General features: G+C 66.2%; 20 protein-coding genes. 10 read left to right on the forward strand and 10 right to left on the reverse strand.

Features of this window, described 5'->3' with window-relative positions; genetic code table 11:
* Positions 1–39 precede the first annotated feature (39 nt).
* Genes ACYVGS_RS14530 through ACYVGS_RS14555 form a run of 6 tightly spaced genes read left to right on the forward strand, consistent with a single transcriptional unit; the run spans position 40 to position 6,007 of the window.
* Positions 40–876, forward strand: coding sequence for a mitochondrial fission ELM1 family protein (locus ACYVGS_RS14530; protein WP_460589395.1), 837 nt, complete (start codon positions 40–42; stop codon positions 874–876).
* Positions 877–890: 14 nt separating this feature from the next.
* Positions 891–2,006, forward strand: coding sequence for a glycosyltransferase family 4 protein (locus ACYVGS_RS14535; RefSeq protein WP_460589396.1), 1,116 nt, complete (start codon positions 891–893; stop codon positions 2,004–2,006).
* 19 nt (positions 2,007–2,025) lie between these two features.
* Positions 2,026–3,051, forward strand: coding sequence for a CgeB family protein (locus ACYVGS_RS14540; protein WP_460589397.1), 1,026 nt, complete (start codon positions 2,026–2,028; stop codon positions 3,049–3,051).
* Positions 3,044–4,087, forward strand: coding sequence for a glycosyltransferase (locus ACYVGS_RS14545; RefSeq protein ID WP_460589398.1), 1,044 nt, complete (start codon positions 3,044–3,046; stop codon positions 4,085–4,087). Before ACYVGS_RS14540 ends, ACYVGS_RS14545 begins: the two co-directional genes overlap by 8 nt.
* Positions 4,084–4,791 (forward strand): protein kinase family protein, encoded by a 708-nt coding sequence (locus ACYVGS_RS14550; RefSeq protein WP_460589399.1) that lies wholly within the window; start codon positions 4,084–4,086, stop codon positions 4,789–4,791. The genes ACYVGS_RS14545 and ACYVGS_RS14550 overlap by 4 nt, the downstream gene beginning before the upstream one ends.
* Entirely contained in the window at positions 4,778–6,007 is a 1,230-nt protein-coding gene (locus tag ACYVGS_RS14555; RefSeq protein WP_460589400.1) for an O-antigen ligase family protein, read from the forward strand. Before ACYVGS_RS14550 ends, ACYVGS_RS14555 begins: the two co-directional genes overlap by 14 nt.
* Here ACYVGS_RS14555 and ACYVGS_RS14560 read toward each other — a convergent pair.
* Positions 5,970–6,908: a glycosyltransferase family 2 protein gene (locus ACYVGS_RS14560; RefSeq protein WP_460589401.1), complete on the reverse strand. Its 939-nt coding sequence runs from the start codon at positions 6,906–6,908 to the stop codon at positions 5,970–5,972. The two genes, ACYVGS_RS14555 and ACYVGS_RS14560, sit on opposite strands and share 38 nt — an antisense overlap.
* Positions 6,909–7,102: 194 nt before the next feature.
* Here ACYVGS_RS14560 and ACYVGS_RS14565 point away from each other — a divergent pair, with 194 nt between their 5' ends.
* Both ACYVGS_RS14565 and ACYVGS_RS14570 read left to right on the forward strand, forming a co-directional pair.
* On the forward strand, positions 7,103–8,671 hold the full coding sequence (locus ACYVGS_RS14565; RefSeq protein WP_460589402.1) for an FMN-binding glutamate synthase family protein: 1,569 nt from the start codon (positions 7,103–7,105) through the stop codon (positions 8,669–8,671).
* Positions 8,668–11,004, forward strand: coding sequence for a putative bifunctional diguanylate cyclase/phosphodiesterase (locus tag ACYVGS_RS14570; RefSeq protein WP_460589403.1), 2,337 nt, complete (start codon positions 8,668–8,670; stop codon positions 11,002–11,004). Before ACYVGS_RS14565 ends, ACYVGS_RS14570 begins: the two co-directional genes overlap by 4 nt.
* Before the next feature lie 46 nt (positions 11,005–11,050).
* Here the strand turns inward: ACYVGS_RS14570 and ACYVGS_RS14575 are convergent, their stop codons facing one another.
* Genes ACYVGS_RS14575 through ACYVGS_RS14600 form a run of 6 tightly spaced genes read right to left on the reverse strand, consistent with a single transcriptional unit; the run spans position 11,051 to position 18,637 of the window.
* Positions 11,051–11,326 (reverse strand): DUF3144 domain-containing protein, encoded by a 276-nt coding sequence (locus ACYVGS_RS14575; RefSeq protein WP_460589404.1) that lies wholly within the window; start codon positions 11,324–11,326, stop codon positions 11,051–11,053.
* 42 nt (positions 11,327–11,368) lie between these two features.
* Entirely contained in the window at positions 11,369–12,079 is a 711-nt protein-coding gene (locus ACYVGS_RS14580) for a gamma-glutamyl-gamma-aminobutyrate hydrolase family protein (protein ID WP_460589405.1), read from the reverse strand.
* A complete protein-coding gene (locus ACYVGS_RS14585) occupies positions 12,076–13,086 on the reverse strand; it encodes an amidoligase family protein (RefSeq protein ID WP_460589406.1) in 1,011 nt (336 codons plus the stop codon). The genes ACYVGS_RS14580 and ACYVGS_RS14585 overlap by 4 nt, the downstream gene beginning before the upstream one ends.
* A gap of 5 nt (positions 13,087–13,091) precedes the next feature.
* Positions 13,092–14,327 (reverse strand): acetyl-CoA C-acetyltransferase, encoded by a 1,236-nt coding sequence (locus ACYVGS_RS14590; RefSeq protein WP_460589407.1) that lies wholly within the window; start codon positions 14,325–14,327, stop codon positions 13,092–13,094.
* Positions 14,328–14,376: 49 nt separating this feature from the next.
* Entirely contained in the window at positions 14,377–17,538 is a 3,162-nt protein-coding gene (locus ACYVGS_RS14595) for an efflux RND transporter permease subunit (RefSeq protein ID WP_460589408.1), read from the reverse strand.
* Position 17,539: 1 nt separating this feature from the next.
* Positions 17,540–18,637 carry an efflux RND transporter periplasmic adaptor subunit gene (locus ACYVGS_RS14600; protein WP_460589451.1) on the reverse strand — a complete coding sequence of 366 codons (1,098 nt, stop codon included), beginning with the start codon at positions 18,635–18,637 and terminating at the stop codon, positions 17,540–17,542.
* 150 nt (positions 18,638–18,787) lie between these two features.
* Between ACYVGS_RS14600 and acnA the strand changes: the two genes are divergently transcribed.
* Positions 18,788–21,520, forward strand: a complete 2,733-nt coding sequence (gene acnA, locus ACYVGS_RS14605; RefSeq protein ID WP_460589409.1) for an aconitate hydratase — start codon at positions 18,788–18,790, stop codon at positions 21,518–21,520.
* A gap of 46 nt (positions 21,521–21,566) precedes the next feature.
* Here acnA and ACYVGS_RS14610 read toward each other — a convergent pair whose 3' ends face one another.
* Both ACYVGS_RS14610 and ACYVGS_RS14615 read right to left on the reverse strand, forming a co-directional pair.
* On the reverse strand, positions 21,567–21,998 hold the full coding sequence (locus ACYVGS_RS14610) for a CBS domain-containing protein (RefSeq protein WP_460589410.1): 432 nt from the start codon (positions 21,996–21,998) through the stop codon (positions 21,567–21,569).
* Positions 21,999–22,058: 60 nt separating this feature from the next.
* On the reverse strand, positions 22,059–22,979 hold the full coding sequence (locus tag ACYVGS_RS14615; protein WP_460589411.1) for a heme-dependent oxidative N-demethylase family protein: 921 nt from the start codon (positions 22,977–22,979) through the stop codon (positions 22,059–22,061).
* Between the two features lie 70 nt (positions 22,980–23,049).
* Here ACYVGS_RS14615 and ACYVGS_RS14620 point away from each other — a divergent pair, with 70 nt between their 5' ends.
* On the forward strand, positions 23,050–23,985 hold the full coding sequence (locus tag ACYVGS_RS14620; protein WP_460589412.1) for a surface lipoprotein assembly modifier: 936 nt from the start codon (positions 23,050–23,052) through the stop codon (positions 23,983–23,985).
* A gap of 6 nt (positions 23,986–23,991) precedes the next feature.
* On the opposite strand, the gene ACYVGS_RS14625 is transcribed toward ACYVGS_RS14620, so the two are convergent.
* Entirely contained in the window at positions 23,992–25,731 is a 1,740-nt protein-coding gene (locus tag ACYVGS_RS14625) for a S8 family serine peptidase (protein WP_460589413.1), read from the reverse strand.
* Positions 25,732–25,764: the final 33 nt, after the last annotated feature.

A 25,764-nucleotide genomic window follows, 5' to 3' on the forward strand; every position in this document is an offset into this window, starting at 1 on the left:
AGCAGGCTTGCGCCCGTGACGCCGGGCAGCATCTGGTGTGTGACTGACGGCCTGGCCGGGCACCGCAGCCAACTGCGCGGGCTGTCCGAGGCCCTGCAGCGGCGGTGTCACGCTCCGGTGGTCTGGCTGTCGCCGGATGCGACACCGCCCGAGGCGCCACCCTGGCTGATCCTGGCGGCGGGGCGCCGCACTCACTGGCGCGCGCTGCGTCTGCGCTGCCAGTATGGCGGCCGCCTGGTGGTACTGATGCGCCCCGGCCTGCCCCGCCGGCTTTTTGACCTGTGCATCCTGCCGGATCACGATGGCGTGCCCGAAGGGCCGCGCACCTGGCTCACCTGCGGCCCCCTCAACCCGGTTGCCGCACAAACAACGCTCGCCACCCATGCAGGACTGATCCTACTCGGCGGCCCCAGTCGGCATCACAGTTGGTCCCCGGAGGATCTGGAGCAACAGCTACGCCAGCTGCGCCAGGCCCTTCCCGGGGTGCGCTGGACCGCGGGAACTTCACGACGCACGCCCGAAGCGACACTGGGCATGCTGGCAACACTGGAGGACAGTCGCTTCCGGGTCATGCCAGCCCAGGCGGCCCCGCCGGGCTGGTTGCTGTCGCAATTTCAGCAATGCGGTATCATCTGGGTCACCGAGGACAGCGCCGCCATGGTCTACGAGGCCCTGAGCAGCGGCGCCAGCGTTGGCGTACTAAAGGTGCCACGCCGGCATGACAGCCGGGTCAGCCGTGGGCTGGATGCACTCGTCGAGACGGGGCGTCTGTCCACCCTGCCGCAGCTGAAGGCAAACCGCGACATGCCAGCGTCCGGTCCGCCGCTGCAGGAGGCTGATCGCATCGCCGCGCGCCTGATCGACCATTTTGCTTGAGGACATCATTACCCATGCGCATCCTGCAGGTGCTCCCGGCACTGCACAGTGGCGGCGTTGAACGCGGCACCATCGAGTTTGCCCGCGAGCTGGTGGCCCGCGGCCACGATTCCTGGGTGATGTCCAGCGGTGGGCGACTGAGCGAAAACCTGGCAGCCACCGGCAGCCGGCATATCCGCTTTCCGGTGCACCGCAAATCGCTCCGCTCTCTGCTCGCGGTCCGGGCCCTGCGCAAACAGCTGATCGAACTCGCCCCCGACGTAGTCCACGTGCGCTCCCGGGTGCCCGCCTGGATGGTCTATCTGGCCTTGCGCCCCCTGCCCGCGAATCAGCGCCCGGCCGTGGTCAGCACCTTCCACGGGCTTTATTCGACCAATGCCTATAGCGCCATCATGGGGCGCGCGGACCGGATTATCGCCATCTCACGCTGTGTTCGCGACTACATCCTCTCCAATTACCCGGCGGTTCCCGACGAGCGCATCACGGTGGTCCCGCGCGGTGTCGATACCCAAGCCTTTCACACCGGGATGACGGCCGGGCCCGAATGGATAGAGGCGCTGCGTGCGGCACACCCCGGTCTCGACCCGACACTGCCCTGGATCATGATGCCGGGCCGCCTGAGCCGCTGGAAAGGGCAGGCGACCTTTATCCGCCTGATCGCCGGCCTGCAGGCCCGCGGTGTGTCCTGTCAGGCCCTGATCGTGGGCGAAGCGGAAGCCGGCAAGGAAGCCTATGCCACCGAGTTGCAACACCAAGTGGTCCGGGAGCAACTGCAGGAGTCGGTCTTTTTCCTGGGACACCGCGGCGATATGGCGACCCTGTACGCCACTTGCCAGCTGGTTTGCAACCTGTCCTCCCGGCCGGAGCCCTTTGGACGCACCGTGATCGAGGCACTGGCCTGTGGCACGCCCGTGCTGGCCTGGGACCAGGGCGGCCCGGCGGAAAGCCTGCGTGACTGCCTGCCCGAAGGCCTGGTGATGCCCGGCGACGAAGTGGCACTGCTGGCCACCGCGCAGCGCCTGCTGAGCGACCGGTCTCTCGAGTTCCAACTGCCCGACTGCTATACTCTCGGCGCCCAGGCGGACGCGACGCTGGCCGTCTATGAGCAGGCCCTCGCCGACCGGGGCTGACAGCTGCGAAAGGGACCGCATGCGCATACTTCACGTCGCCCACCAACAGTGGCGCAATTACGGTGACACCCGGGTCAGCTGGGCACAGAAGTTGCTCCACGGCCTGATCCGCTGTGGTTATCAGGTGCGGCCATTCGGCGACCGCGACACGGCGGCCTTCCTGGCCCCGCTGGGCATCCGGCAGCTCGGCGAGCGGGCGGCCAACCGCGCCCTGCTGCAGACCGTAGAGGCCTACCAGCCCGACCTGGTCATCGTCGGCCACTGCCCGGCAATCACCAACACGACGCTGGAAGCGATGCGCCAGCGCTGCCCCGCTGTAACCATCGCGGTTTGCAATAATGACCCGCTGTTTGTACCCGAGAATGCTGCTCGCATCGCCCAGCGCTGCACCGTTGCCGACGCCATTTTCGTTTCTACCGGCGCGCCCGAACTGCGCCGCTTTAGCGGCCAGCGCGCCCGGCTCTGGCATATGCCGAACCCGGTGGACCCCGCGGTGGAGCGCGCGGATTGCAGCCAGCGAGAGACCTTTGATCACGACCTGCTGTTCTGCAGTAAATCCAATGACCTGACCGAACGCGGCAAGCTGGTAGCCGGACTCCGCGAGGCACTGGCTGGCGAGCTGCGTTTCCATACCCCCGGCAGCTTTGGCGTGTCGGGCGTTTGGGGCCGCCACTATGACGACACCCTGGCGGTCAGCAAGATGGGGCTGAACCTCAACCGGCAGGAGGGCTGGCACTGGTATGCCTCGGCGCGCATGGCCCAGATGGGCGGCAATGGCCTGCTGCTCTTTACCCACGCCGACGCCCACTTTGACAGCCTGTTTCCCGAGGAGACGCTGGTGTATTTTCGCGAACTGGAGGACCTGAAGCGTGCGGTCATGCGCTTCCATCACGACGATGATCTGCGGCGTCACTATGCCGCCAACACCCGCCACTTTTTCCATACGGAAATGAATATCGACCTCTACGCCCGCTATATCGTCGAGGCCAGCCTGGGCCTGAACTGGAGCCACGACTACGCCTGGTTGGAGCACGCCCGTGCCTGAGGGGATTCGCGTGGTACAGGCCCTGGCCGGCGCCGCGGTGGGTGGCGCCGAGAATTTCTATACGCGTTTGGTGGCGGCCCTGGCCGACGACCCCGGGCTCGCCCAGCACGCGTTCACACGCCGTAACCCCGCACGCGAGGCGGCCCTGCGCAACGCCGGCATTCCCGTACAGCGCTTCCGTTTCGGCGGCCCGCTGGACCTGGTCGATCACTGGGTCTACCGGCGAGCGCTGGAACGGCTATCGCCCGACATCGTCATGACCTGGATGAGCCGCGCCAGTGGCAATACGCCGCGCGGCCCCTGGCGCCTGGTCAATCGCCTGGGACACTACTACAACCTGCGCCACTACCGGCACGCCGATCACTGGGTGGGTATCACCCGCGGCATCTGTGATTACCTGGTGCGCGAGGGGCTGCCCGCGGAACGCATCAGCTGTATTGGCAACTTCGCCGACGAGACCCCGCTGCCGACACCGCCCCGGGACAGCTTCGACACTCCGGCTGACCAGCCTGTGCTGTTGGCGGCGGGTCGCCTGCACGAGAACAAGGGTTTTGATGTGCTCCTCCAGGCGCTTACACAGGTGGAGTCCGCCACCCTCTGGCTGGCAGGCGATGGCCCTCTGGCACTCTCGCTGAAGCAGCAGGCGCGTGAACTCGGGGTGACCGACCGGGTTCGCTTCCTGGGCTGGCGCGACGATGTCGGGGCCCTGATGCAGGCTGCGGACCAGTTCATCTGCCCGTCGCGGCACGAGGGTCTGGGCAGCATCGTGGTGGAAGCCTGGTTCCGGGGGGTGCCCCTGATTGCCACCGCGTCCCAGGGGCCCGGCGAGCTGATCAGCGACGGCGAGGACGGGCTGCTGACGCCTATCGACGACAGTGACGCACTCGCCGCCGCGATCAACCAGCTGCTGCAGAACCCGGACGAAGCACAGGCCCTGGCCCTGCGCGGGCGGCAAACCTACCGCGAACGCTTCTCCCGTGCCGTCATCAGCCGCGCCTACGGCGAGCTGTATCGAGGCCTGGTCGACCGCCCGTGACAACTGCTCAACCACATATACATCTGGCCGGCGAGCAGGCAGCCTTTGCCCGCGGCGGCAACCGCCTGATATTCATCCACCCGGAGGACGCCGACGCCTGTATCAAGGTTCAGCGGCCGGACCGCAGCCCCGCGCGCAAACGCGCCGAACGTCGCTTCCCGCGCAACCTGCGTCCGCTGCGTCACTTTGACGATAACTGGCAGGAGCAGCGGGTCTACCGCCGCCTGCAGCATCATATCGGCAGCGCCAGCTTCGACTATGTGCCGCGGCTGCACGGCCCGGTCGCGACCAACCTCGGGCCGGGCCTGTGCAGTGAACTGATTCGCGACGACGACGGCGCCATCTCGCTGCCGCTCAAGCAGTATCTCTGGCTGCACGGGCAAAGCGCGGCGCTGACGGCTGCGCTGGCGGAATTTCACCGTGGCTGGCAGCACCTGGGCATGCCCTCCCGCGCGCTCCTGCTGCACAACCTCGTGGTCCAGTGCCAAGGGGGCGTACCCGCCCGCATCGTGGTCATCGACGGTCTCGGCTGGCCACAGCCCCTGACGCCGGCCTGGTGGTGCCGACCGCTGGCTCGACGCAAGGCGCGCAAGCGTCTGGCAGGGCTCCAGCGCGCCATTCTGCGTCTGCTGGAAAAGCGCGAGCGAAACGAACCCTATGGGGTACATGGCTGGCTCGAGGAGGCCGGGCGTGACCGGACCTGAGAGCGCGGTGGACCGTTGGCTCGGCCACCTGGCAGCAGCCGGACTGTTACTGCTGCCAGTCAGTTTTTACCTTGCCCGGGACTATGGGGACAGCGCGCGCGTCTTCTATCTGCTGGTATTGCTCCCCGCCCTGCTCGCCCTGCCCTGGTGGCTGCCTCGACAGCGTCGATCCGGCCTGCTCGGAGCCGGTTTCCTCTTGCTGCCCCCGACATGGCTGGCACTTAGCACCAGCTGGGTGGACCCAGCCCTTCAGGAGGGGAGCCGAAGCACCTGGTACCACGTCAAACCCCTGCTGTTTCTCGCCGGCCTGTGGCTCGCCTGCAGCGTTTGCGTCAGGCGCTATCCGCCCTTCCCCCGCTGGCTGGCAGGTGCCGTTTGCCTGGTGTCATTGCCCAGCGCCCTGCTGACGCTGTTGCTCTACCTGACACAGGCACTGGAGACGGGCGCCTGGCCCAGGCTGGCGGGCGTTTCACTGCGCGGCGATGTCAATGTCACCGCCACACTCTACGCTGTCGCCGCGATTTTCTTCGCCTGCGCCATCCTCCGCCACCGCAGCCGGTGGAACCTGGTCAGGCTCGCTGCACTGCTGCTGTTCCTGGCGATCGCTCTCCTCTCCCGCAGCAAGGTCCCGCTGCTGGCACTGATCGCCATCTTCGCGATGCTGCTCCATGTCGCCCTGCAGCAGCTGTCACTGCGTACGCGCCTGGCAATCGCCGCCGTCCCGCTATTGATGGTGGCGGTGTATGCCGTGACCCTGGAACGCATCCCCCTGCTCGAGCGGCCCGAAGGCTACCTGCTGCGACTGGAGCTGTGGTCGCAATCACTGGGGCAGATTGCGCAAGCCCGGTGGTTCGGGCACGGGGTCGGCGCCGAGTTGCCATTGTATCTCCCGGCACAACCCGTGATTGGTCACGCCCACAACATGCTGCTGGATACCTGGCGCGTGGGCGGCCTTGTCGGCGCCCTGTTGCTGCTCGGCCAGCTCGCCGGGGGAGCCTTTATCGGCTGGCGCGTCCTGCGCTCCCATCCGGACTGGTTGCCGGTAGCGGGCTGGTGGGCCCTGGGGGTGTTTTTCCTGATGACCAATGGCCAGCAGCCGCTGGTCAAGCCTCACCACGTGTGGTTTTACTACTGGATCCCGCTGTCGCTCCTGCTCGCCCGCTATCTTGCCGATGCTGTCAGTAGCCATCCACGCGCTGATAGGGGCGCACCCTGACCCGGAAATAGCCCATCAGTCTGCCGGCATCCCGGCAGACGGTAAGCCACTGCCGCACGGCCCGCTCGCGGCGCCTGCGCAAAAGCCACCAGAGCAACGGCAACAGGCCGACCAGTGCCCGCAGACCATAGGCCAGGGAGCGCAGAAGGTTGCGTGGCTTGTCCGCCAGCACGCCGCCTCCGAGCATCAAGCCCACCCGGAACTTGCGCTGCGAGAGCCAGCGCAAGTTCGCCCGCGACGGTGGGACAACCTCCGTGACCACGGCCTCCTGACAGTACAGCAGTGGGATACCGGCGCGTCGTGCCGCGGAAAAAAACACCGTATCCTCGCCACCCACTTCCCGAAGCTGCTCGTCAAAGCGCAGCCCAAGGCGCTGCACCTCCGCCATGGGAACCAGTGTGTTGTTGCTGGCGCAGTAGCGCAGGGACTCGCCACTGGGCCGTGGCTTGCGCTGGAAAAAGCGCTCGTAATGCTGCTGCCTGGGATTCTGTACCCGGCTGATGACCCGCCCCTGGATCACCGCCTGCCACTGCCGACTGGCCGCCATGGTGCAGAGGGCCTGGAGCCAGTCGCTGGTCACCTCTTCATCGTCATCTACCAGGATCAGGGCCGTGGCGCCAAGCTGCTGTGCGTGATCAAGGAGGCGATTGCGTGCCTGCGGGATACCGATGTGCGGCTCCTGGCAGTAGGCCAGCGGCCAGCTCAGACGGTTGTCATAGCGCGTCACCAGCTCGCGCTGGGAGTCCCGGCTATCGTTCTCCACCACGCAACCGGACACCCGGACGCCCACCGGCAGCACCAGCGCTGTCAGGCTTTCCAGGAGGTTTTCCAGCATCATGGGTCTGCGGCGGGTACAGATACCGATACAGACCAGCGGATTGTCGGATGGCAATGTGGTCAAGAAAGCGTACGCTCGGGAATTGGCCGTCGATTATTCGTCACCGCGGGCGTCAGTGTCAATTCAGCCGACGGCGCAGGCCACCGGCCAAGGTCCGCCAGGCAGGCTGCTGCGAACGGGAAAAAGCCCCTTCCGGCTTGGCTCGACAGACGGTTTGGCGTACCGTAAGCCCCTGTTCACTCGAGAGATTCCCGGTCATGGACGTCATCCAACAGTTCACCAGCCTGGTTCTGCAATGGGTTGCTGTTGCCTTCGCGGTCGGGCTGGTCATGCTACTGCTCGCCATTGCCTGGATGTATTGGGTGGACACCCGCCAGACCCACCACAGCCTGCGCCGCAACTACCCGGTCATCGCTCGCGGCAGGTACATGCTGGAGCACCTGGGCACCTTCCTGCGTCAGTACCTGTTTGCCCAGGACCGCGAGGAACTGCCCTTCAACCGGGCCCAGCGCAGCTGGGTCTACCGGGCCGCCAAAAACCTCGATTCCACCGTCGCCTTCGGCTCGACACTGCCACTCAACCAGCCGGGTGACTTTGTCTTTCTGAACGCCCTGATTCCTCCCCTGGATGAGGAGGTCTGCGCGCGGAGTGCCATCTGTTTCGGCGAGGGCTATGCCAGGCAACCCTGGAGTACCCACAGTTTTTTCAATATCTCCGGCATGAGCTTTGGGGCGCTGTCTCGCCCCGCGGTGCAGGCACTCTCCCGCGGCGCGGCCAAGGCCGGCGTCTGGCTGAACACGGGCGAGGGCGGGCTATCCCAGTACCACCTGGAAGGGGGCTGTGACATTGTCTTCCAGATCGGCACAGCCAAGTATGGCGTGCGCGATGATCAGGGGTGCCTGAGTGACGCGCGTCTGCGCGACCTCGCCGCCTTGGAAAAGGTGCGCATGTTCGAGTTGAAGCTATCCCAGGGGGCCAAGCCCGGGAAGGGCGGCATCCTGCCGGGCCGCAAGGTGACCGAGGTCATCGCCAGCACCCGCGGGATCCCGGCGGGAATGGACTCGATCAGCCCCAACCGTCACCCGGAAATCAACAGCGTCGACGACCTGCTCAAACAGCTGCAGCATATCCGCGAGGTCACCGGCAAACCGACCGGCATGAAGCTGGCACTGGGGGACCCGGGCTGGCTGGACGAATTCTGCGAACGTATCCACGCCCTGGGTCTCGACCACGCGCCCGACTTCATTACCCTCGACAGCGCCGATGGCGGCACCGGAGCCGCCCCCCAGAGCCTGATGGACCTGATGGGCCTGCCGATACGGCGCAGCCTGCCACTGCTGGTCGACAAACTGATCGAGCACGGCCTGCGCGAACGCATCCGGGTGATCGCCTCCGGCAAGATGATCAACCCCGGTGCCGTGGCGGCAGCCCTTTGCCTGGGCGCCGATACGGTCAACTCGGCCCGGGGTTTCATGTTTTCCCTCGGCTGCATCCAGGCGCTGCAGTGCAACCGCAATACCTGCCCGACCGGCGTCACTACCCACAACCCCGATCTCCAGCGCGGTCTGGTGCCCGAGGACAAGGCCCAGCGGGTAGCCAACTACGCCACCAACCTGATGCATGAGGTGGAAATCATCGCGCACTCCTGCGGCGTGCGGGAACCGCGCCTGCTCAATCGCCGCCACGCCTGGATCGTCACGGCCGGAGGCGTTCCCCAGCCCCTGCTCGACCTCTACCCCGAACCCCAGCCGCGGGCGCCCCAAGGCGGCGATACCCGGGCCGCCGCACCGATCGAGCGCGCCGTCACCGAGAGGGCTCAGCCGTGAGTGTCGCCGCCCGGATCAACCGCCTGGTCCTGGTCATCGGCCTGGTCGCCCTGGCACTGGTCATTCTCCTGATAGCCCAGGGCGAATACCGCCACCACCGCGAACAACTGATCGCTGCTCTCAGCGCCGAAGCCGCGCCGGCCGAGCTCGCCACTGCGGTGGTGCTGGCACAGGGCGAGACCCTCGAACAGACACTGCGCGCGCTGGTGCGGCGCGACCGCGCACTCCGCTACGCGCGCCTGCTCTCCCCGGAGGGGCGCGTGCTGGCAAGCTGGCAGCAAACAGGGCAGACCAGTCCGCCGCCGGACCTGCGGTCGGTACGCGACGCGGAATTGTCACCCACGGAGACCGGGGTCAGCGGCCACCCCGGGGACAGCGGCGCCCCCCTCGCCGTCGCGCTACTGGCCGGTGGCGAGCGTATGACCGACATCACGCTGCCAGTTTTTGCCCCCATCAACCCCGCCAGCGGCAGCGTGGATCGCCAGCAGCTCGCCGCGGCACTCGCCAACCCCGCGAGCAGCCGCTTTGTCGCGGCCTACCTGCAGCTCGGGATCAGCCGCGCGCATACCCTGCTCGCGGTGCTCCCGGCCATCGCCCTGCAGGCGGCCCTCGGGGCCTTGCTGGTCCTGGGTGCCTGTCTGCTGATTACCTGGTACACCCGGCGATTGATGGCCCCCCTGGCGCAACTCGCCAGCAAGGCCGACGCCATCAATGCCGGGCGCCTGGAGGAACCGGTCACCGTCGACGGCAGCGGGGAAATCCAGGAGATAGCTTCGGTCCTCAATGCCATCATCGGCGGGCTCAATCAGTACAAGAGCCGGATTGATGTCGACCATCAACTGCTCAGCATGAAGGTCCAGGAACGCACCGTGCAGCTCAGTCAACGCAATGAAGAGCTCAGCCGTGCCGTACGCCAGGTCACCGAAACCCGCGACCGGTTACGCCAACTAGCCTACTTCGACAGCCTGACGGCTCTCCCCAACCGCCGGCTGTTCACCGAACAGCTCGACCTGCTGCTGCGCCTGGCGCGGCGAAACGATGAGCTGCTGGCGCTGATGTTTCTCGACCTGGACAACTTCAAGCGGATCAACGACTCCCTCGGCCACAGTGCCGGCGACCTGTTGTTGAAGGAAGTCGCCCAGCGCCTGGCGAGTTGCGTGCGCGAGAGCGATGTAGTCGCACACTTCGTCGACAACGAATCGCGCATCGATGTCTCCCGCCTCGGCGGCGATGAATTCACCGTGGTGCTCAACCAGGTCGAGAACAAGGATGCCGTGAGCAAGGTCGCCCAGCGCCTGCTCAACAGCCTCCTGCAACCGATCACCATCGACGGGCACGAACTGGTGGTCACACCGAGTATCGGTATCGCCGTGGCGCCCCAGGACGCCGACAGCATCGAGGGCTTGCTCAAGGCCGCAGATACCGCGATGCACCAGGCGAAGGCCCGGGGCAAGAACACCTTTCTCTTCTACGACCACAGCATGGACGCCGAGAGCGTCGACCGCCTGCGACTGGAAGCCGATCTGCGCCGCGCCCTGGAGCGCGACGAGCTGCTGTTCCACTACCAGCCACAGGTGGACGCAGAGACCGGGACCGTCATGGGGGTGGAGGCCCTGATGCGCTGGCAGCACCCGGAACAGGGGATGATCCCGCCCTTCCGCTTCATCCCCATCGCCGAGGAGGCCGGTCTGATCGGCGAGATGGGGCTGTGGGGGATCCGCGCCGCCTGCCGGGACATCGTGCAGTTGCGCCGCGAGGGCCTGCACCTGCCCAAGGTCGCCGTGAATGTTTCCGCATTGCAGTTTTCCAGCAACTTTGCCGAGCGGGTGCGAACGATCCTCGAAGAAACCGGGGCCTCACCGGACATGCTGGAGCTGGAGCTGACCGAGAGCATACTGGTCGAGGACAGCAATCAGATACTCGGTCTGTTGCGAGACCTGAAGCAGCTGGGCGTACGCCTGTCCATCGACGATTTCGGCACCGGCTACTCGTCTCTCAGCTATCTGAGTCGCTTCCCCCTGGATGAACTGAAAATCGATCGCAGCTTCGTGATCGACATCGACAAGAGCGAAGCGGATGCCAGCCTGGTCAGCGCCATCATCGCCATGGGACGATCGCTGAACCTGGAGCTGGTGGCAGAAGGGGTGGAAACGCCGGAACAGTTCGAGTTTCTCACCCGCGGGGGCGAGCTCACCATCCAGGGCTACCTGTTCAGCAAACCGGTCGAGCTGGACGCGCTGAAGCCGCTGCTGGCGGTGGGCCACTTTGCCCCGCGCATCCGCGATGTGCGGGCGGAACTCGCGGCGGCCGCGCCCGCGATCGCCTCTCCCTGAGCCAGGAGAAGGCGCCTGCCGTCAGTGGCCGGCGCCCGCCGGGCGATCAGTTGCCCTGCTGCTGGGCAGCCTGGGCCTCCTCGCGTTTCGCCTCCTGGATACGCTGCAGGTTTTCCTTGTAGGCCTCGGCAACCTTGTCGACCCCCGAGGGGTTGAGGCCGCCGCTGTTACCCGCAACGGTGTAGGTTGCATAGACACCGGAGGCGGTCATCAGACCGGCTGAAATCACCCGGGTCGGCACCCCTTCATTCTTCATCGTGTTGGCCAGGTCAATGAAGCGTTGCATGCACTGGTGGTGCTGCTCCTGGTCGGTTGCGGTCATGGCTTGCCTCCCGGCATTGCTGTGTCTGTTGCAGCGAGTCTATCACGAGGGCGAAGCGGGCTTCACCCAGGGATCGTCGCCCTCACCGCCCTCCAGCGATGCGCGCACCAGAGCCCGAAACAGGTTCATCTGCTCTCGCTGCATGGGCAGGTATTCAGGATGCCACTGCACACCGACCTGAAAGGGGTGTTCCGGGGCCTCCACCGCCTGGATGAAATCATCCAGGTCCCGCGCTACCGGCACCAGGCCCTGGCCCAGTTCAAGCACAGCCTGCTGATGCAGGCTGTTGATGCGCAGACGAGTCCTGCCGAGAATTCGCGCCAGGCCAGAATCCTCTTCCACCAGCGCCGTCTTGCGCGGCAAGGGCGTGCGCCGGTTGCTGGTGCGGCGGCGCAGGGGACGCAAATCCCGATAGAGGGTTCCGCCACGCACCACGTTGAGCAACTGGGCGCCGCGACAGATACCCAGAAGCGGCAACTTCCTGTGCATCAGATGCTCGAGGACCCGAATCTCGAAGCGGTCGCGCTCCGGGTCGGCCGGTGCCACTTCGGGGCTGTCCGGCAGATAAAGGCGCACGTCGATATCGTCGCCACCGCTGATCACCACCGCATCGAGATCATCCAGTGGCAGGGGCCGGGAAGGACTCAAGCGAAGGGCGCGGGCCCCCGAACGCCAGAGCGCCAGATGCGTGAACCACCAGGCCAGGGGAAGCCCCCTGTCCCCGCCGGTCACCCCCACCAGTGGTCGTTTCAAAGCAACTCCGGCAGGAGGTAGCGCCGACACTGTTCCTCCCAGTTACTGAACAGACCGCCGGTGGCGCCACCGTGAACCGCGCGCCAGGCCTGCATGGCCTCGCGCAGACGCGCCTCATCACAGGCGAGGGCTTCCACCTGCAGCCAGTCGCGCCAGGGGAGCACCAGCCCCCACTCGGGCTCGTCGATTTGGCAGTTAGGCAGCCGATAATGCAGCGTCGGCCGGGCCTTGATTCGGGGATCTGGCACCCGGCTGCGCACGCGCGCTTCATCCAGGTGCGCAAACAGCGGCAGAAGGTCCAGGGCGCGGTTACGTGTCGGGTTGAAGCGCAGGTAGTCATCGATCAGGGCCGACATGTTCGGTCGATAGCTGTCATCGAGCACCCGGTGGGAATACTCGGTGGGAAAGGGATCGATGTAGGGGGTAAGACGGCGGGTCAGGCTCACTCGGCTGCGCTGGCGCAGCCAGTCGAACAGGCAGAGGAAGGCGCGCAGGTAGGCGAGCACCGTCGCAGCATCCAGCGCGGGCAGCTCGGGATTGAGGTGCAGACCGAAGGCATAGTGGGGGGCGTGACCGGTACCCAGGGCGCCGGCCTCGCGCAAAGTGGCGAGGGGGGCGCAAAGGCGCCAAAGATCCGCCATCGGCACCGGGGGGCCCACCACCTCCCAGGGCACGACCTGCTCGGCGGCCACCTTGAGCAGGGATTCCCCAAAAAGCTCGGCGCTGTCCGACTCGCGCCGCTCACGCCCCACCCGCTTGAGCCAGGCGAAATCCAGCTCGATGCCAAAGTCTCCCAGCCGGGTGTCGCGCAGCAGCTGCTCGTAGTCGGAGACCACTTCCACCTCGCCACCGAGCGCATGCCGGAGAATGCGCACGATGGCCCGCAGGTCGAGCCCGGCAAATTCCAGTTCCACACCCACGCGGCGCGCGCTGCCCTCCCCGGTCTGCAAACAGGGCGGCAGCGGCCACAGGCGTGCACGGTAGTCGTCATCCACGGCACACGCCATAGGTCTTACACCCGCTCGATAATGATCGCCGGCGCCATGCCCCCGGCGGCGCACATGGTCACCAGACCGCGGCGCAGATCCCGGCGCTCCAGCTCATCCAGCAGGGTACCGATCAGAATCGACCCGGTGGCCCCGATGGGGTGGCCGAGGGCCATGGCGCCGCCGTTGACGTTGACCTTCTCCCGGTCGAGTTGGAGGTCGCGGATGAACTTCTCCGCCACCACCGCGAAGGCCTCGTTGATCTCGAACAGGTCGATGTCCTCCAGGCTCAGGCCGGCCTTGGCCAGTACCTTGCGCGCCGCCGGCACCGGTGCATTGAGCATCAAGGTGGGCGAATCCCCCATGTTGGCCATGGCGATCACCCTGGCGCGGGGCTTCAGGCCGTGCTCCCGGGCAAAGGCCGGTGAGGCGAGCAGCAGCGCCGCCGCCCCGTCGACAACCCCCGATGAGTTGCCCGCATGGTGGACGTGGTTGATCTGCAGGTCCGGGTGCTTCTGCAGCACCAGCTTGCGGAAGGTGGTCCCAGCCTCATCCAGCGGGTAGTCGGCGATCGCCTCGAAGGCGGGCTTGAGCTGACCCAGACCGTCCAGGGTGGTCTCGGGACGGGGAAACTCCTCGCGATCCAGGGCCAGGCTGCCATCCGGGCGGTAGACCGGCACCAGGGAGCGGTCGAAGTGGCCGTTGCGAATGGCGTGGTCAGCGCGCTGCTGGGACTCGAAGGCGAGGCGATCGAGATCCTCCCGAGGAATACCCTCGAGGGTGGCAATGGCATCGGCGCAAACCCCCTGGTGCGGCTGGGGATGCATCTCGCGCAAGACCGTGTTGCCGTTGTCGAGGAAGGGCGAGGCCGTGTTTCCCTCCTTGCCGTAGAGGGACATCATTTCGGTGCCCCCGGCCACCACCAGGTCCTCCATCCCCGACAGGATGCTCGCCGCCGCCAGGTTCACCGAGGTGATGCCCGAGCCGCAGAAACGGTCCAGGGTCACGGCACTGGAGCGCACATCGTAGCCGGCCTGCAGGGCCGCCATCCGGCCCAGGTCACCGGACTGGTCACCGCGCTGGGAACTGGTCCCCCAGATGATGTCATCTACCAGGGCCGTATCCAGGCTGTTGCGCTCTGCCAGCGCCTTCAGCACGGTGGCACCCAGGTGCTGCGGGTGCAGATCCGCCAGGGCACCCTTGCCGGCCTTGCCGATGCCACGGGGCGTACGGCAACTGTCGATGATCCAGGCTTCGCTCATTGTGATTATCCTCTCGGTTCAGTGGGTCAAACCGTCATGGTAGCGGGAATCAGCCGCTCTGTGCAGTCGCATCCCCGCTGTCGCGCCGCCGCTGCTGCCAGATCAGCACCTGCGCGGTCAACGCCGGCAGCATGGTCAGGGTCACCGCAGTGGCGCCCAGAATACCGAACATCACAATCGCCCCTACGCCGCGGTAGAGCTCGGTACCCGCCCCGGGGATCAGCACCAGCGGCGCCAGCCCACACAGGGTGGTGATGGTGGACATGGCGATGGGGCGCAGGCGCGCGCTGACCGCCTCCTGCACCGCCTCCAGGGGCGGCATGCCCGCCTCCTCCACATTCTGCACCGAGCGGTGGACGATCAGGATCGGGTTGTTGACCACGGTGCCCATGAGAATGAGGAAGCCGAGCATGGAAATCATGTCGAATGGCTGCACGATAGCGGCCAGGCCCAGCAAGGGTAACAGGCCCCCGACCAGGTTGAGTACCCACAGCCCGACAATCCCTCCGGCGATGCCCAGGGGAATCGAGGTCATGATCAGCAGGGGATAGCCCCAGTGGGTGAAGATCGCCACCATGAGCAGGTAGACAATCACCAGGGCCACCAGGTAGTTGCTCCAGAGTGCCTCGCGGGTGGCATCCAGCTGGTCGGCGGCACCGGAAATGGCCAGGTTGACCCCGGCCGGGATCGCCCCCTCGGCCTGCAGCTGCCCGACCACCTCCTCGCGCACCCGCTGCACGCCGGTCTCGAGGGCGACGCTGCGAGGGGGAATGATGTTCAGGGTGACCGTGCGCCGGCCATCCACCCGCCGCACTTGAGCGGTGTCCACCGTTTCCACGATATCCGCAAGGCTGGCCAGGGGAACCAGTGCGCCGGTGGGCGTATAGACCGGCAGCTGAGGCAGGGCGTCCAGTGTCGCCGACTGCCCCACGTCGCTGTAGAGATAGATATCCACCTTGTCGTCGCCGAGGAAGAACTCGTGGACAAAACTGCCGTCGGTGAGCGCGGCGACGGTAAAACCCAGCGACTCGGCATCCAGTCCCAGCTCCGCCGCACGCTCCCAGCGCGGCCGTACCTCCACCATCGGCTGGGCCAGACTCAGGGACGAGGGCTGGCTCTGGATTCGCGGATTGCCAAAGACCTCGTCGGCCCGCGCATAGATCACCCGGGCCACCTCATAGAGCTGCGCCAGGTCCGCGCCGGAAATATCCAGGTTGATGCTGCGGGTGCCCCCGTCGTTACTGGTGATGATGGAGCCCCGCGCGGCAAAGGCGCGCATACCGGGCCAGGCCTCGAAACGCGCCGTGAGGATGTCCAGCAGCGGCTCGATATCACCCGGATTCAGTGGCTCGCTGATGATGCGCATCTGTTCCGGTGAGATACGCATATTAACGTAGGCCAGTGCCGGCACTTCCGCCTCACCCCTGCGATAGGCCTCCGGATCGGCGCCGACGTAGGGCAGCAACTCGGCCTCGATGGCGGCGGAGATCTCCGCCATGGTCTCGAGGTTGTAGCCCGGCGGCGCGTTCATCACGGCAAAGACCTTGGGCTCCTCGCCCTCGGGCAGGTACTCCGCGGGGGGCGTGAGCATGAGAATGATCAAGGTACTCAGAGCCACGGTTACGCCGATGCACAACAGTCGCGCGCGGGTCGTGGCCAGAATACCGTTCACCAGGCGCAGCGTGCCGTCACGCCAGCGGCCAGCCGCACTCCCCCGGGGCCGCTCGCCGAAGGGCACCCGGGCTGCGACGGTCGGCAGCACGGTAATCGCCACCAGCATGGAGGCGAGGATGGCCGAGGCAATCGCCACCGCCACATCCGAGTACAGCTGCCCGGCTTCCTGCTGGATAAACACCACCGGCAGGAAAACCAGCACCGTCGTCAGGGTCGAGGCGAGCACCGCGGGCCAGACCTGGCGCACGCCATCAATCGCAGCCTGCAGTCGCGAGGCGCCCCGCCGCCGCTCCAGTTCGATGCTCTCCAGCACCACAATGCTGTTATCCAGGGTCATGCCAATGGCAAAGGCGACCCCGGCAAGGGAGATGACGTTAATCGTGCGCCCCGCCAGCAGCAGCCCCAGAAAGGCCACGATGATGCACAGGGGAATCCCCATGACCCCCGCCGCGGTGGCACGCCCCGAGCGCAGGAACAGGTACATGACCAGGCTCGCGAACAGGGCCCCCAGGATGAGGTTCTGCCAGACGTTGCGCACCGAATCCTGGACATAGCGCACATCATCCGAGACCAGCTGCATGACCATGCCCGCGGGTTCCAGCACCTCGCCATTGGTGGCCTCCAGCTCCTGCAGCATGGCTTCCTTGATGTCGATGACGTTGGAGCCAGACTCGCGCCGGATGGCCACAAAAATGTTGGGGTCGCCATTGAAATAGGCCAGGCTGCGCTTCTCGAAATTGCCCAGCCTGACCGTCGCCACATCCGACAGACGGATGATGGCGTCCCCACGGCGCTCGAGAATCAGACTCTCCAGGTCCTCCAGGTCCTCGAAGCGACCCACGGTGCGCAGCAGGTAGCTGCGCTTGCCGGATTCGATCTCCCCGCCCGAGCGGTCCCGGTTGCGCGCCCGCACCGCTTCGCGAACCTGCACCAGGGTGAGATCGCGTTGCGCCAGCCGGCGCGGGTCCACCAGGATCTGGATCTGTCGCTCGGCTCCGCCCCAGACGCTGACCTCGGATACACCGGGCACCCTCGACAGGCGAGGCCTGACATAGTCCTCCACGAAGTCCAGCGCCATGTCCATGTTCAGCTGACGCGGATTCCCCGGCAGCGGCACCACACTGAAGAACATGAAGGAATTGCTGGAGAAGGAATTGGCATAGATGCGCGGCTCGTCGACATTCTCCGGGTAGGAGGGCACCTGGCTGAGAGCATTGTTGACCCGGATCAGCATCTCCGTGATGTCGGTACCGAAGGGAAATTCCAGCTCGATTTCCGCCGTGCCACTGCTGGCGGAAGACTCCAGCCGCGTCAGGCTGGGCAGGTTGCGCAGGTACTCCTCCTGCTCGACCAGGATTTCCTTTTCCACGTCCTGGGGGGTTGCCCCCGGCCAGGTGGTGCGGACACTGATCACCCGCACATCCAGGTCGGGAATCATCTGCACCGGAATCCGCAGGGCGGCGATCGCACCCACCACCGCGACAATCAACACGATCACCGTCATCAGGGTGCCGCGGCGTACAATCTGCTCGAACATGTCAGCTCCCCGCGGGCTGTTCGACCGGCGCCACCCGCTGGCCTACGCTCAGGGCTTCGTTGCCCCGCACAACCACACGTTCGCCAAGCTCGAGGTCACCGCGGACCTCGACCCTGCCATCGAAGGTCAGCCCGGGCTGCACCGGGGTTTCCCTGGCTACCGGACCGGACTCGCCGGCCTCCACCGTCCACACCACGACGCGACCGTCCGGATAGCGCAACAGCGCATCCCGGGGCACGGTCAGGGCCCGGCGCCCGGTATCCAGCTGCAACTCCGCACCCACTGACATGCCGGGGAGCATGAAGGGCGGCCGCTCGCCCTCGGGCAGTATGCGCAAAAGGAAGGTACGGGCACCGGGGTCCGCCACCGGCACCAGGCTGTCCACCCGGCCGGCCCAGACGCGCTCCGGGGCCTTGCCCAGGCGATAGGTGGTTTCGGCACCGGACTGGATACCGGCGACGACATCCTCCGCCACGGCAAACTCCAGCCGCAGATTTTCCAGGCCTACCAGCTCGAACACCGGGGTGCCCGGGGTCACCCACTCGCCCAGGTCGGTGTGGCGTGCGGCGACGATACCGGCGAACGGTGCACGGAGCTGGTGCCGCGCGAGCACCGCACGACGGTGTTCTGCCTCCGCCTCCGCGCGAGCCAGGGCGGCCTCGGCCTGGGCCACCTCCGCCTCCAGGTCGCGCACGGCGGTTTCGGCAATGCCCCGTTGGGGCAGCAGGCTGCGCCCCTCCTCCAGGCGGCGACGCGCATCTTCCAGTTGCAGCCTCGCCTCCCTGGCGGCGGCCTGGCTGGCTTGCCTGTCGAGACGGGCCAGCTCGTCATCCAGCCCCAACAAGGTATCCCCGGCGGCAACCCGGCTGCCGGCGTCCACCGCGAGCGTCTGCACCAGGCCCGCCGTAGCCAGGGACAGGCGGGCACTGCGTTCGGCGGTCACCGAGCCGGTGAGCCGCAGTTCCTGCAGCACGCGCTCCTCGGCCACGGTCACTACACCGACCGGCACCTGGGCCGCGGCGCCGGCAACCCACACCAGCGCCGTGGCCAGACCGGTAAGGCCAGCAGCCAGCACCCCGCGACAAAGCCTTCGAATCACCGTCGTCAAACTGTCCTCCTGTTGCTGAATATTCCGACCAGGCCGCTCTCGGCACTTCACCAGTACCCTACGCAGGCGGGCCGGGTTTGTCTCAGACCACGGTCGGCCTGCTATAGTGTCAGAAATCGAGGCGAGACAAAGGGAGAGACCATGAGCACCCGCTATCGCAAGACCGAGACACTTTCCGTCAACGGCGAAAGCTACACTATTTTCCCGCTCGATTGTGACACTGCCGGTGGCGATGTCGACAGTCTGCCCTACGCGCTCAAATTGCTGCTGGAAAACCTGCTGCGGCACGGCGACCAGGAGTATGTCTCGGACGCGGATATCGAGGCCCTGGTGAACTGGGACCCGGCAGCCAGCCCGTCCCGGGAGATCAATTTCGTGCCGGCGCGGGTTCTGCTGCAGGACTTCACCGGGGTGCCCGCCATCGTCGACCTGGCGGTCATGCGCGACGCCATGGTCGACCTCGACGGCGACCCCGACCGCATCAACCCGCTGTCCCCGGTCGAGCTGGTCATCGACCACTCGGTGATGGTCGACCACTTCGGCAGCGAGGACTCGCTCACCCGCAACACCGACATCGAGATCGAGCGAAACCTGGAACGTTACCGTTTCCTGCGCTGGGGCCAGGCCGCCTTCGACAATTTCCGCGTGGTGCCGCCGGGTACCGGCATTGTCCACCAGGTGAACCTGGAATACCTCGCCCGCGGCGTCTTCACTCGCGAGGAGGACGGCCAGCAATTCGCCTACCCCGACACCCTGGTGGGCACCGACTCCCACACCACCATGATCAATGGCCTCGGTGTCCTGGGCTGGGGCGTCGGCGGTATCGAGGCCGAGGCGGCCATGCTCGGGCAGCCGGTCACCATGTTGATTCCCGAGGTGGTGGGCTTCCGTCTCGAGGGCAGCCTGCCGGAGGGCGCGACCGCCACCGACCTGGTCCTGACCGTGACGCAGCAGCTGCGCGCCCACGGCGTGGTCGGCAAGTTCGTCGAGTTCCACGGCCCGGGGCTGGCCCAGCTCAGCCTGGCGGACCGCGCCACGATCGCCAACATGGCCCCGGAATACGGCGCCACCTGCGGCCTCTTCCCCATGGATGCCGAGACCCTGCGCTACCTGCGCCTGACCGGTCGCAGTGAAGAGCAGATCGGCCTGATCGAGCAATACCTCAAGACCATGGGCCTGTGGCACGACGAGAACACCCCGCCGGCCCGCTACAGCAGCAACCTGACCCTGGATCTGGGGGATGTGGTGCCCTCGATTGCCGGGCCAAAACGTCCCCAGGACCGGATTGCCCTGGGCGAGGCCAAAGTGGCTTTCAACAAAGTGCTCGCCGAGCACCGCGAGCTGTCCCTGGCCAGCATGGAAGAAGCCGACTGGGACGAGGAAGGCGGCAGCGCCGCGGTGGAACAACCCGGCGCCCAGGAAGGCTGCCGGGTGGACCGCGGCGACGACAGTTTCACCCTCGAGCACGGCGCCGTGGTGATTGCCGCCATCACCAGCTGCACCAACACCTCCAACCCCGCGGTCCTGGTCGCCGCCGGCCTGCTGGCCCGCAAGGCGCGTGAACGGGGCCTGGTGACCAAACCCTGGGTCAAGACCAGCCTGGCACCGGGCTCCAAGGTTGTCACCGAGTATCTGGAGTCGACCGGCCTGCTGGACGACCTCGAGGCCCTGGGCTTCTACCTGGTGGGTTACGGCTGCACCACCTGCATCGGCAACTCGGGGCCGCTCCCGGATGACATCAATGAGGCCATTCGCCGCGGCAACCTGCTGGCCACCTCTGTGCTCTCCGGCAACCGCAATTTCGAGGGGCGGATTCATCCCGAGGTGCGCGCCAACTACCTCGCCTCACCGCCGCTGGTGGTGGCCTATGCCCTGGCCGGCAATATGGGTGTCGACCTGACCCGCGAGCCCCTGGGCCAGGACGACGAGGGCAAGCCGGTCACCCTGGCGGACCTGTGGCCGAGCAACCAGGAAATTCGCGAAATCGTCGAGAGCGCCGTCAATGCCGACATGTTCCAGCGCAAGTACGCGGATGTCTTCAACGGCAACCAGACCTGGAACGAGCTGCCAGTCAGCGACAGCCCGCGCTACCCCTGGCCGGACTCCACCTACGTGCGCAAACCCAGCTACTTCGATGGCATGCCGGCGAGCCCGCCGGAGGTCACTGCCATTGAACAGGCCCGCTGCCTGGTCAAGGTGGGCGACAGTGTCACTACCGACCACATCTCGCCGGCGGGGGCCATCGCCCCGGACAGTCCGGCCGGGGTGTATCTGCAGGAACAGGGGGTCAAGCGCGAGGACTTCAACTCCTACGGTTCCCGGCGCGGCAATCACGAGGTGATGATGCGCGGCACCTTCGCCAACGTGCGCCTGCGCAACCAGCTGGCGCCCGGCACCGAGGGTAGCTGGACCACCCTGCTCCCCGATGGCGAGCAAATGTCCATCTTCGACGCGGCCCAGCACTACCGCGAGGCGGGCACCCCCCTGGTGGTGCTGGCGGGCAAGGAGTACGGCACCGGTTCATCCCGGGACTGGGCCGCCAAGGGCCCGGCTCTGCTGGGGGTGCGCGCGGTGATCGCCGAAAGTTTCGAGCGCATCCACCGCTCCAATCTGGTGGGCATGGGCATCCTGCCGCTGCAGTTCCCCGAGGGGGAATCCGCGGAAAGCCTGGGCCTGAACGGCGAGGAAGTCTTTGACATTCCCGCGGTGGAAGCCGGCCAGACAGAGGTGGAGGTCAAGGCCTGCGCGGAGGGCAAGGACCCGGTGAGCTTTACGGCCCGGATCCGCATCGATACGCCCAACGAGTTCGCCTACTACCGCCACGGCGGCATCCTGCATTTCGTACTGCGCAGGCTCGCAGGCAGCGAGGAATAGCCCTGCTCGCCTGCGCCGCACCCGGCCAGGCGATGCATCCGCGACTTCAGCGCTTCTGGCTGAAGTAGCGCTGGCGCGAATGTTCCATCAGCGCCCAGAGGATGTTGCGGGAACTGACCTGGCCGACCAGACGATCGCCTTCCATCACCGGCCTGCGGCGCTGACGGGTGTCCAGCATGGATTGCGCCACTTCCACGATACTGTCCTGCACCGAGCAGGAGTTGACCTCCCGGGTCATGACATCCTCGACCCGGGCCCGCTCGGGGTCGCCGTCGTTGTAGATCGAAGCCAGCACCCCGCGCAGGCAATCCAGTTCGGATATCACCCCGCGTACCTTGCCGTCGTCATCAATCACCGTGAGCCCGGTAAGGCGGTTCTCGACAATGGTTTCGATGGCCTCGACCAGGCTGGCATCGGGGTGGATGGTCAGCGGGTTGCGGTGCATGCAGTCGCTGACCGACGAGGGGTGCTGTGCCATGGGCTGTGCCTCCGGATCTTCTTGATTTGCAGTATAGTCTAACCCATGCCGGGGTCGGCTTCAGTGCCCGGAGGCCCAGGCCTCCCGCCAGGGTCGCAAGTCTGCCGCAAGATCGGGGAAACCCTTGTAGTGCGCCAGCGCCGGGGGACAGCCGTCAATGGCCTCGAACAGCGCACCCAGCCCGCCCGGCCGAGCCGCCAGCGATGCCAGGGGAGCGAGCATCACACGAATCGTGAAAACCACGGCACGACTTTGCGGCAGGCGCAGGAGGGTCTGTCGTTCCACCCGGTAATGCAGGTCCTGGCCCTCCTCGGGGCTGTCCTGGCGCTGGCAGCGACCACGGCCGCGCTGCAGACCCCAGTTGTAGCGCTGTACCGGCCGCGCGGTCTTCAGGTGGCCGAAAAAACGCGCCACACGGGCGTCCAGCTCCCGGGCAAAACCCGGCACCGGCGCATGTATCTCGGGCAGCGTTTTTCCCAGCTTGTCCTCGAGCTGCCAGTGACTGGGCGAACAGAGGCTGGCGGCGGTCAGGCGATAGCGCCCGCAGTCATCCGCCTGCATCAGCACCAGGTCCTCGGCGACCCAGAGGGAGGCGTGCCACAAGGCCTCCCTGCCCGCCCCGGATACCGGTAGCACGAGGCCCTGTGCCGGGATGCGCAAGCAGCCATCACCACGCTGCCAGCGTCCCCCGTGCTCCGTCAACAAGTGTTCCAGCAGAATGCGCTGCAGCTCCTCAGCAGCAGCATCGGCCACCGGCAACACCGCGTAGGCGCGCTCACCCAGCCTGGACCGGACCGACTGCTTGTGTTTCAGCCAGCTGCTGGCGTCCCGCGCCGGCAGTATCCAGGTGCTCGCATCCAGCGGAGCGAGGCCCATCTTCAGAATCGCCGCGTCCGGCAGGGGAAGGTCGTCCGGGAGCATCACGCAGAAAAAGGGCCCGGCAAACTGAGACGGAATCCACGCATTGGCGGCTTCGACCATTCTCTCCTTGAGGCAGACAGGATCATTGGGTAGTCTCGCCAACTTGTGAAAATGAAAACGGATTCCCGCAATGCAGCTGCGCCGGTCCGCTCTGCCCTGGCTGGCAGCCCTGGGGGCCAGTCTAGGCGCCCTGCACGCACACGCCGAGGCCTCTGACAAGCCCTTGCCCCCAGCGCGCTATTCGGCGCAGTTGTCCGTGGGTGTCGAGTATGACAGCAACGTCACCATTGATGAACTGGAGGCCAACAGCAAGCAGGACGACCACGCCCTGGTGCTGGGCGCCAAGGTCGGCGTGAAGAAGCAGGTCAGCAAGGCGATCGATTTCGGTCTCAGCTACGACCTCAACCAGACCGCTTACGAGGAGTTCAACCGGCTCGACCGGCAAACCCACATCCTCGGCGGCAACCTGGGCTACAAGATGGAGTCCGTCGACACCGGGCTCTCCTTCTACTACGTCAATTCCCTGCTAGACGGCGAGGGTTTCCTCGAGCTCTACCGCGTTTCGCCTTCGGTCACCGGGTTCATCAGTCGACGCTGGTATGCCAGGGGCGCCTGGGTCTATGCGGACAAGCGCATCGACAACAGTGCCGAACGCAACGCCGACACGCACGGCCTGGAACTGGACCTGTATTTTTTCCAGCGCGGTTTGCGCAGCTACTTCAATGCCGGCTATCGCTACAAGCAGGAAGACGCCACCCTGGAGCGCCTGGACTACCGCGCCCACGCGGCCAAGTTGCGCTATATCCGACGGATTGACATTGGCAGTCTGCAGTTGAAATCCGAGTTGTCCTTCCGCTACGAGGACCGCGAATACGACGGCCTGACGCCGGGGCTCGACGGACCGCGGGATGACAAGCGCCAGCGCTGGCAAGTGGACGTGGAGATCCCCACGGGGAAGCGGGGCAGCGTGCAGCTTTACGCGAGTTACGGCGACTACGAATCAAATTTCGCCGCTACCGACTATCGACAGGGAATCGCCGGCGCCCGCTACCTCTGGCGCTGGTAGGTTCTCCTAGCCCTCCACTCGCAACAGCCCATAGCCATAGATCTCATCGTAGCCCGGCGGCCCGAGGTCCTCCGCCGAGCGAATCAGCAACTCGCGTATATCGCCACTGGGCACCACGTGCCGCAGCCGCGCCGCAGCCGTTGCAGCGAAGGGCACGGCGAAGGAGGTGCCCGAGGAGGTGGCATAACCGCCACCCTCGGCATCGGCATGCACCAGGCCCACACCGGGCGCCGCGATATCCAGGTAGTCTCCGCGGTTGGCCAGCCGGAACACCCGGTGTTCGGGGTCCACCGCGGTGATGGCCATCACCGAGGGGTAGGCGGCAGGGTACATGGGCGCAGCCACCGGCCCCCCGTTACCCGCCGCCGCAAGAATCAGTACGCCCCGCTGGGCCGCCCGCTCCAGGGCCCGTTCAAGCAGACGGTTCGGCGGCCCCGCGAGGGAAATGTTGACCACGTCGACGCTGGAGGACATGAGCCAGTCCAGCGCCCGAACCAGGCTGACCGTGCTGGCGATTTCACCGCGTTCCCGGTCCTCCTCGAATACCGCCGCCGCATACAGCTCGGCATCCGGCGCCAGCCCCTGAAATCCGCTGTCTCGGCCAGCCAGGATGGAAGCGATGGCGGTGCCGTGCTTGTTGGGCACCCTTGCCCCCTCAGTGACAAAAGCCTTGCTGCTGATGCGGGCATGGCTCAGCGACGGGTGCCGGGTATCCACCTGGCTGTCGATCATGCCCAGACGCAAGCCCAGGCCCGGTGTATCCGCCGGCATCGCCATCAGCTCGCCCGGCGCACGCCCCGGGTTGCTGTGCTCGACCGGCGCACTGGCGGTATACAGGTGGTTCATGTCCACCTCGGCACGCCCGGTGCCCACGACATCCACAACGCCCTGGCGCACCTCGGATATATCGAAACTGGAAGGAGCGGCCACTTCCGCCAGCAACAGCCCCATCCCGGGCAGGTCGGTCACGCGCTCAAACAGGTAGCCCTGCTCCGCCAGTTCCGAAAATACCTCAGGCTCCGCCATGACCAGCCACTGCTCGGTATTGATGCGGCTCTCGTCAATTTCCAGCTTGCTCTCCAGCTGATCCACGATGCTGTCGATTTCCGTTTCCAGCCGCTCCTCGACCATCGAGGCCACGGAGCCCTCCACCGAGGACTCGACGCTCTGCCCCACGGACTCCTCGACCGCCCTCGCAACCGTTTCCTCGGTGGCTTCCTCCACGGAGTCGGTCACCGACGCCTCGACCGACTGGGCCACATTGTCCTCGACGGACTCCTCGACAGCCCCGGCAACGGACTCTTCGACCGAGGCCTCGACCGACTCTTCAACGGAACCGGCGACCGACTCCTCTACCGATTCTTCGACGGAGTCCTCCACGGACTCGGCGACCGTTTCCTCGACCGATTCGCTGACTTCCGCCTCCACCGACTCCTCGACCGCACCGGCCACGGATTCCTCTACCGTCGCCTCCACCTTGTCATCGATGGTCTCCTGGATGTTATCTTCGATGGTATCTTCAATGTTCTCGTCGACCCGTTCCTCGACATCGCCCTCGACCGCGTCCTCGACCTCTTCGGTCACCTCGTCTTCGAGCGCTTCTTCCAGCTCGGACTCGTCCATGCAGCAGGGCACCTGCGCTGGCGCGGGGACGGGGGCAAGCAGAAGCCAGGCACAGCAGAAGCCGGCCGCTGCGGCGCAGAGCCAGCGGCTACCGCCGGCATGATGACTGATGTTATCTGCCATGTGTGCTCCCCCGGGTGTTGCAACAGGCTTTCC

The sequence above is a fragment of the Haliea atlantica genome (assembly GCF_054779855.1).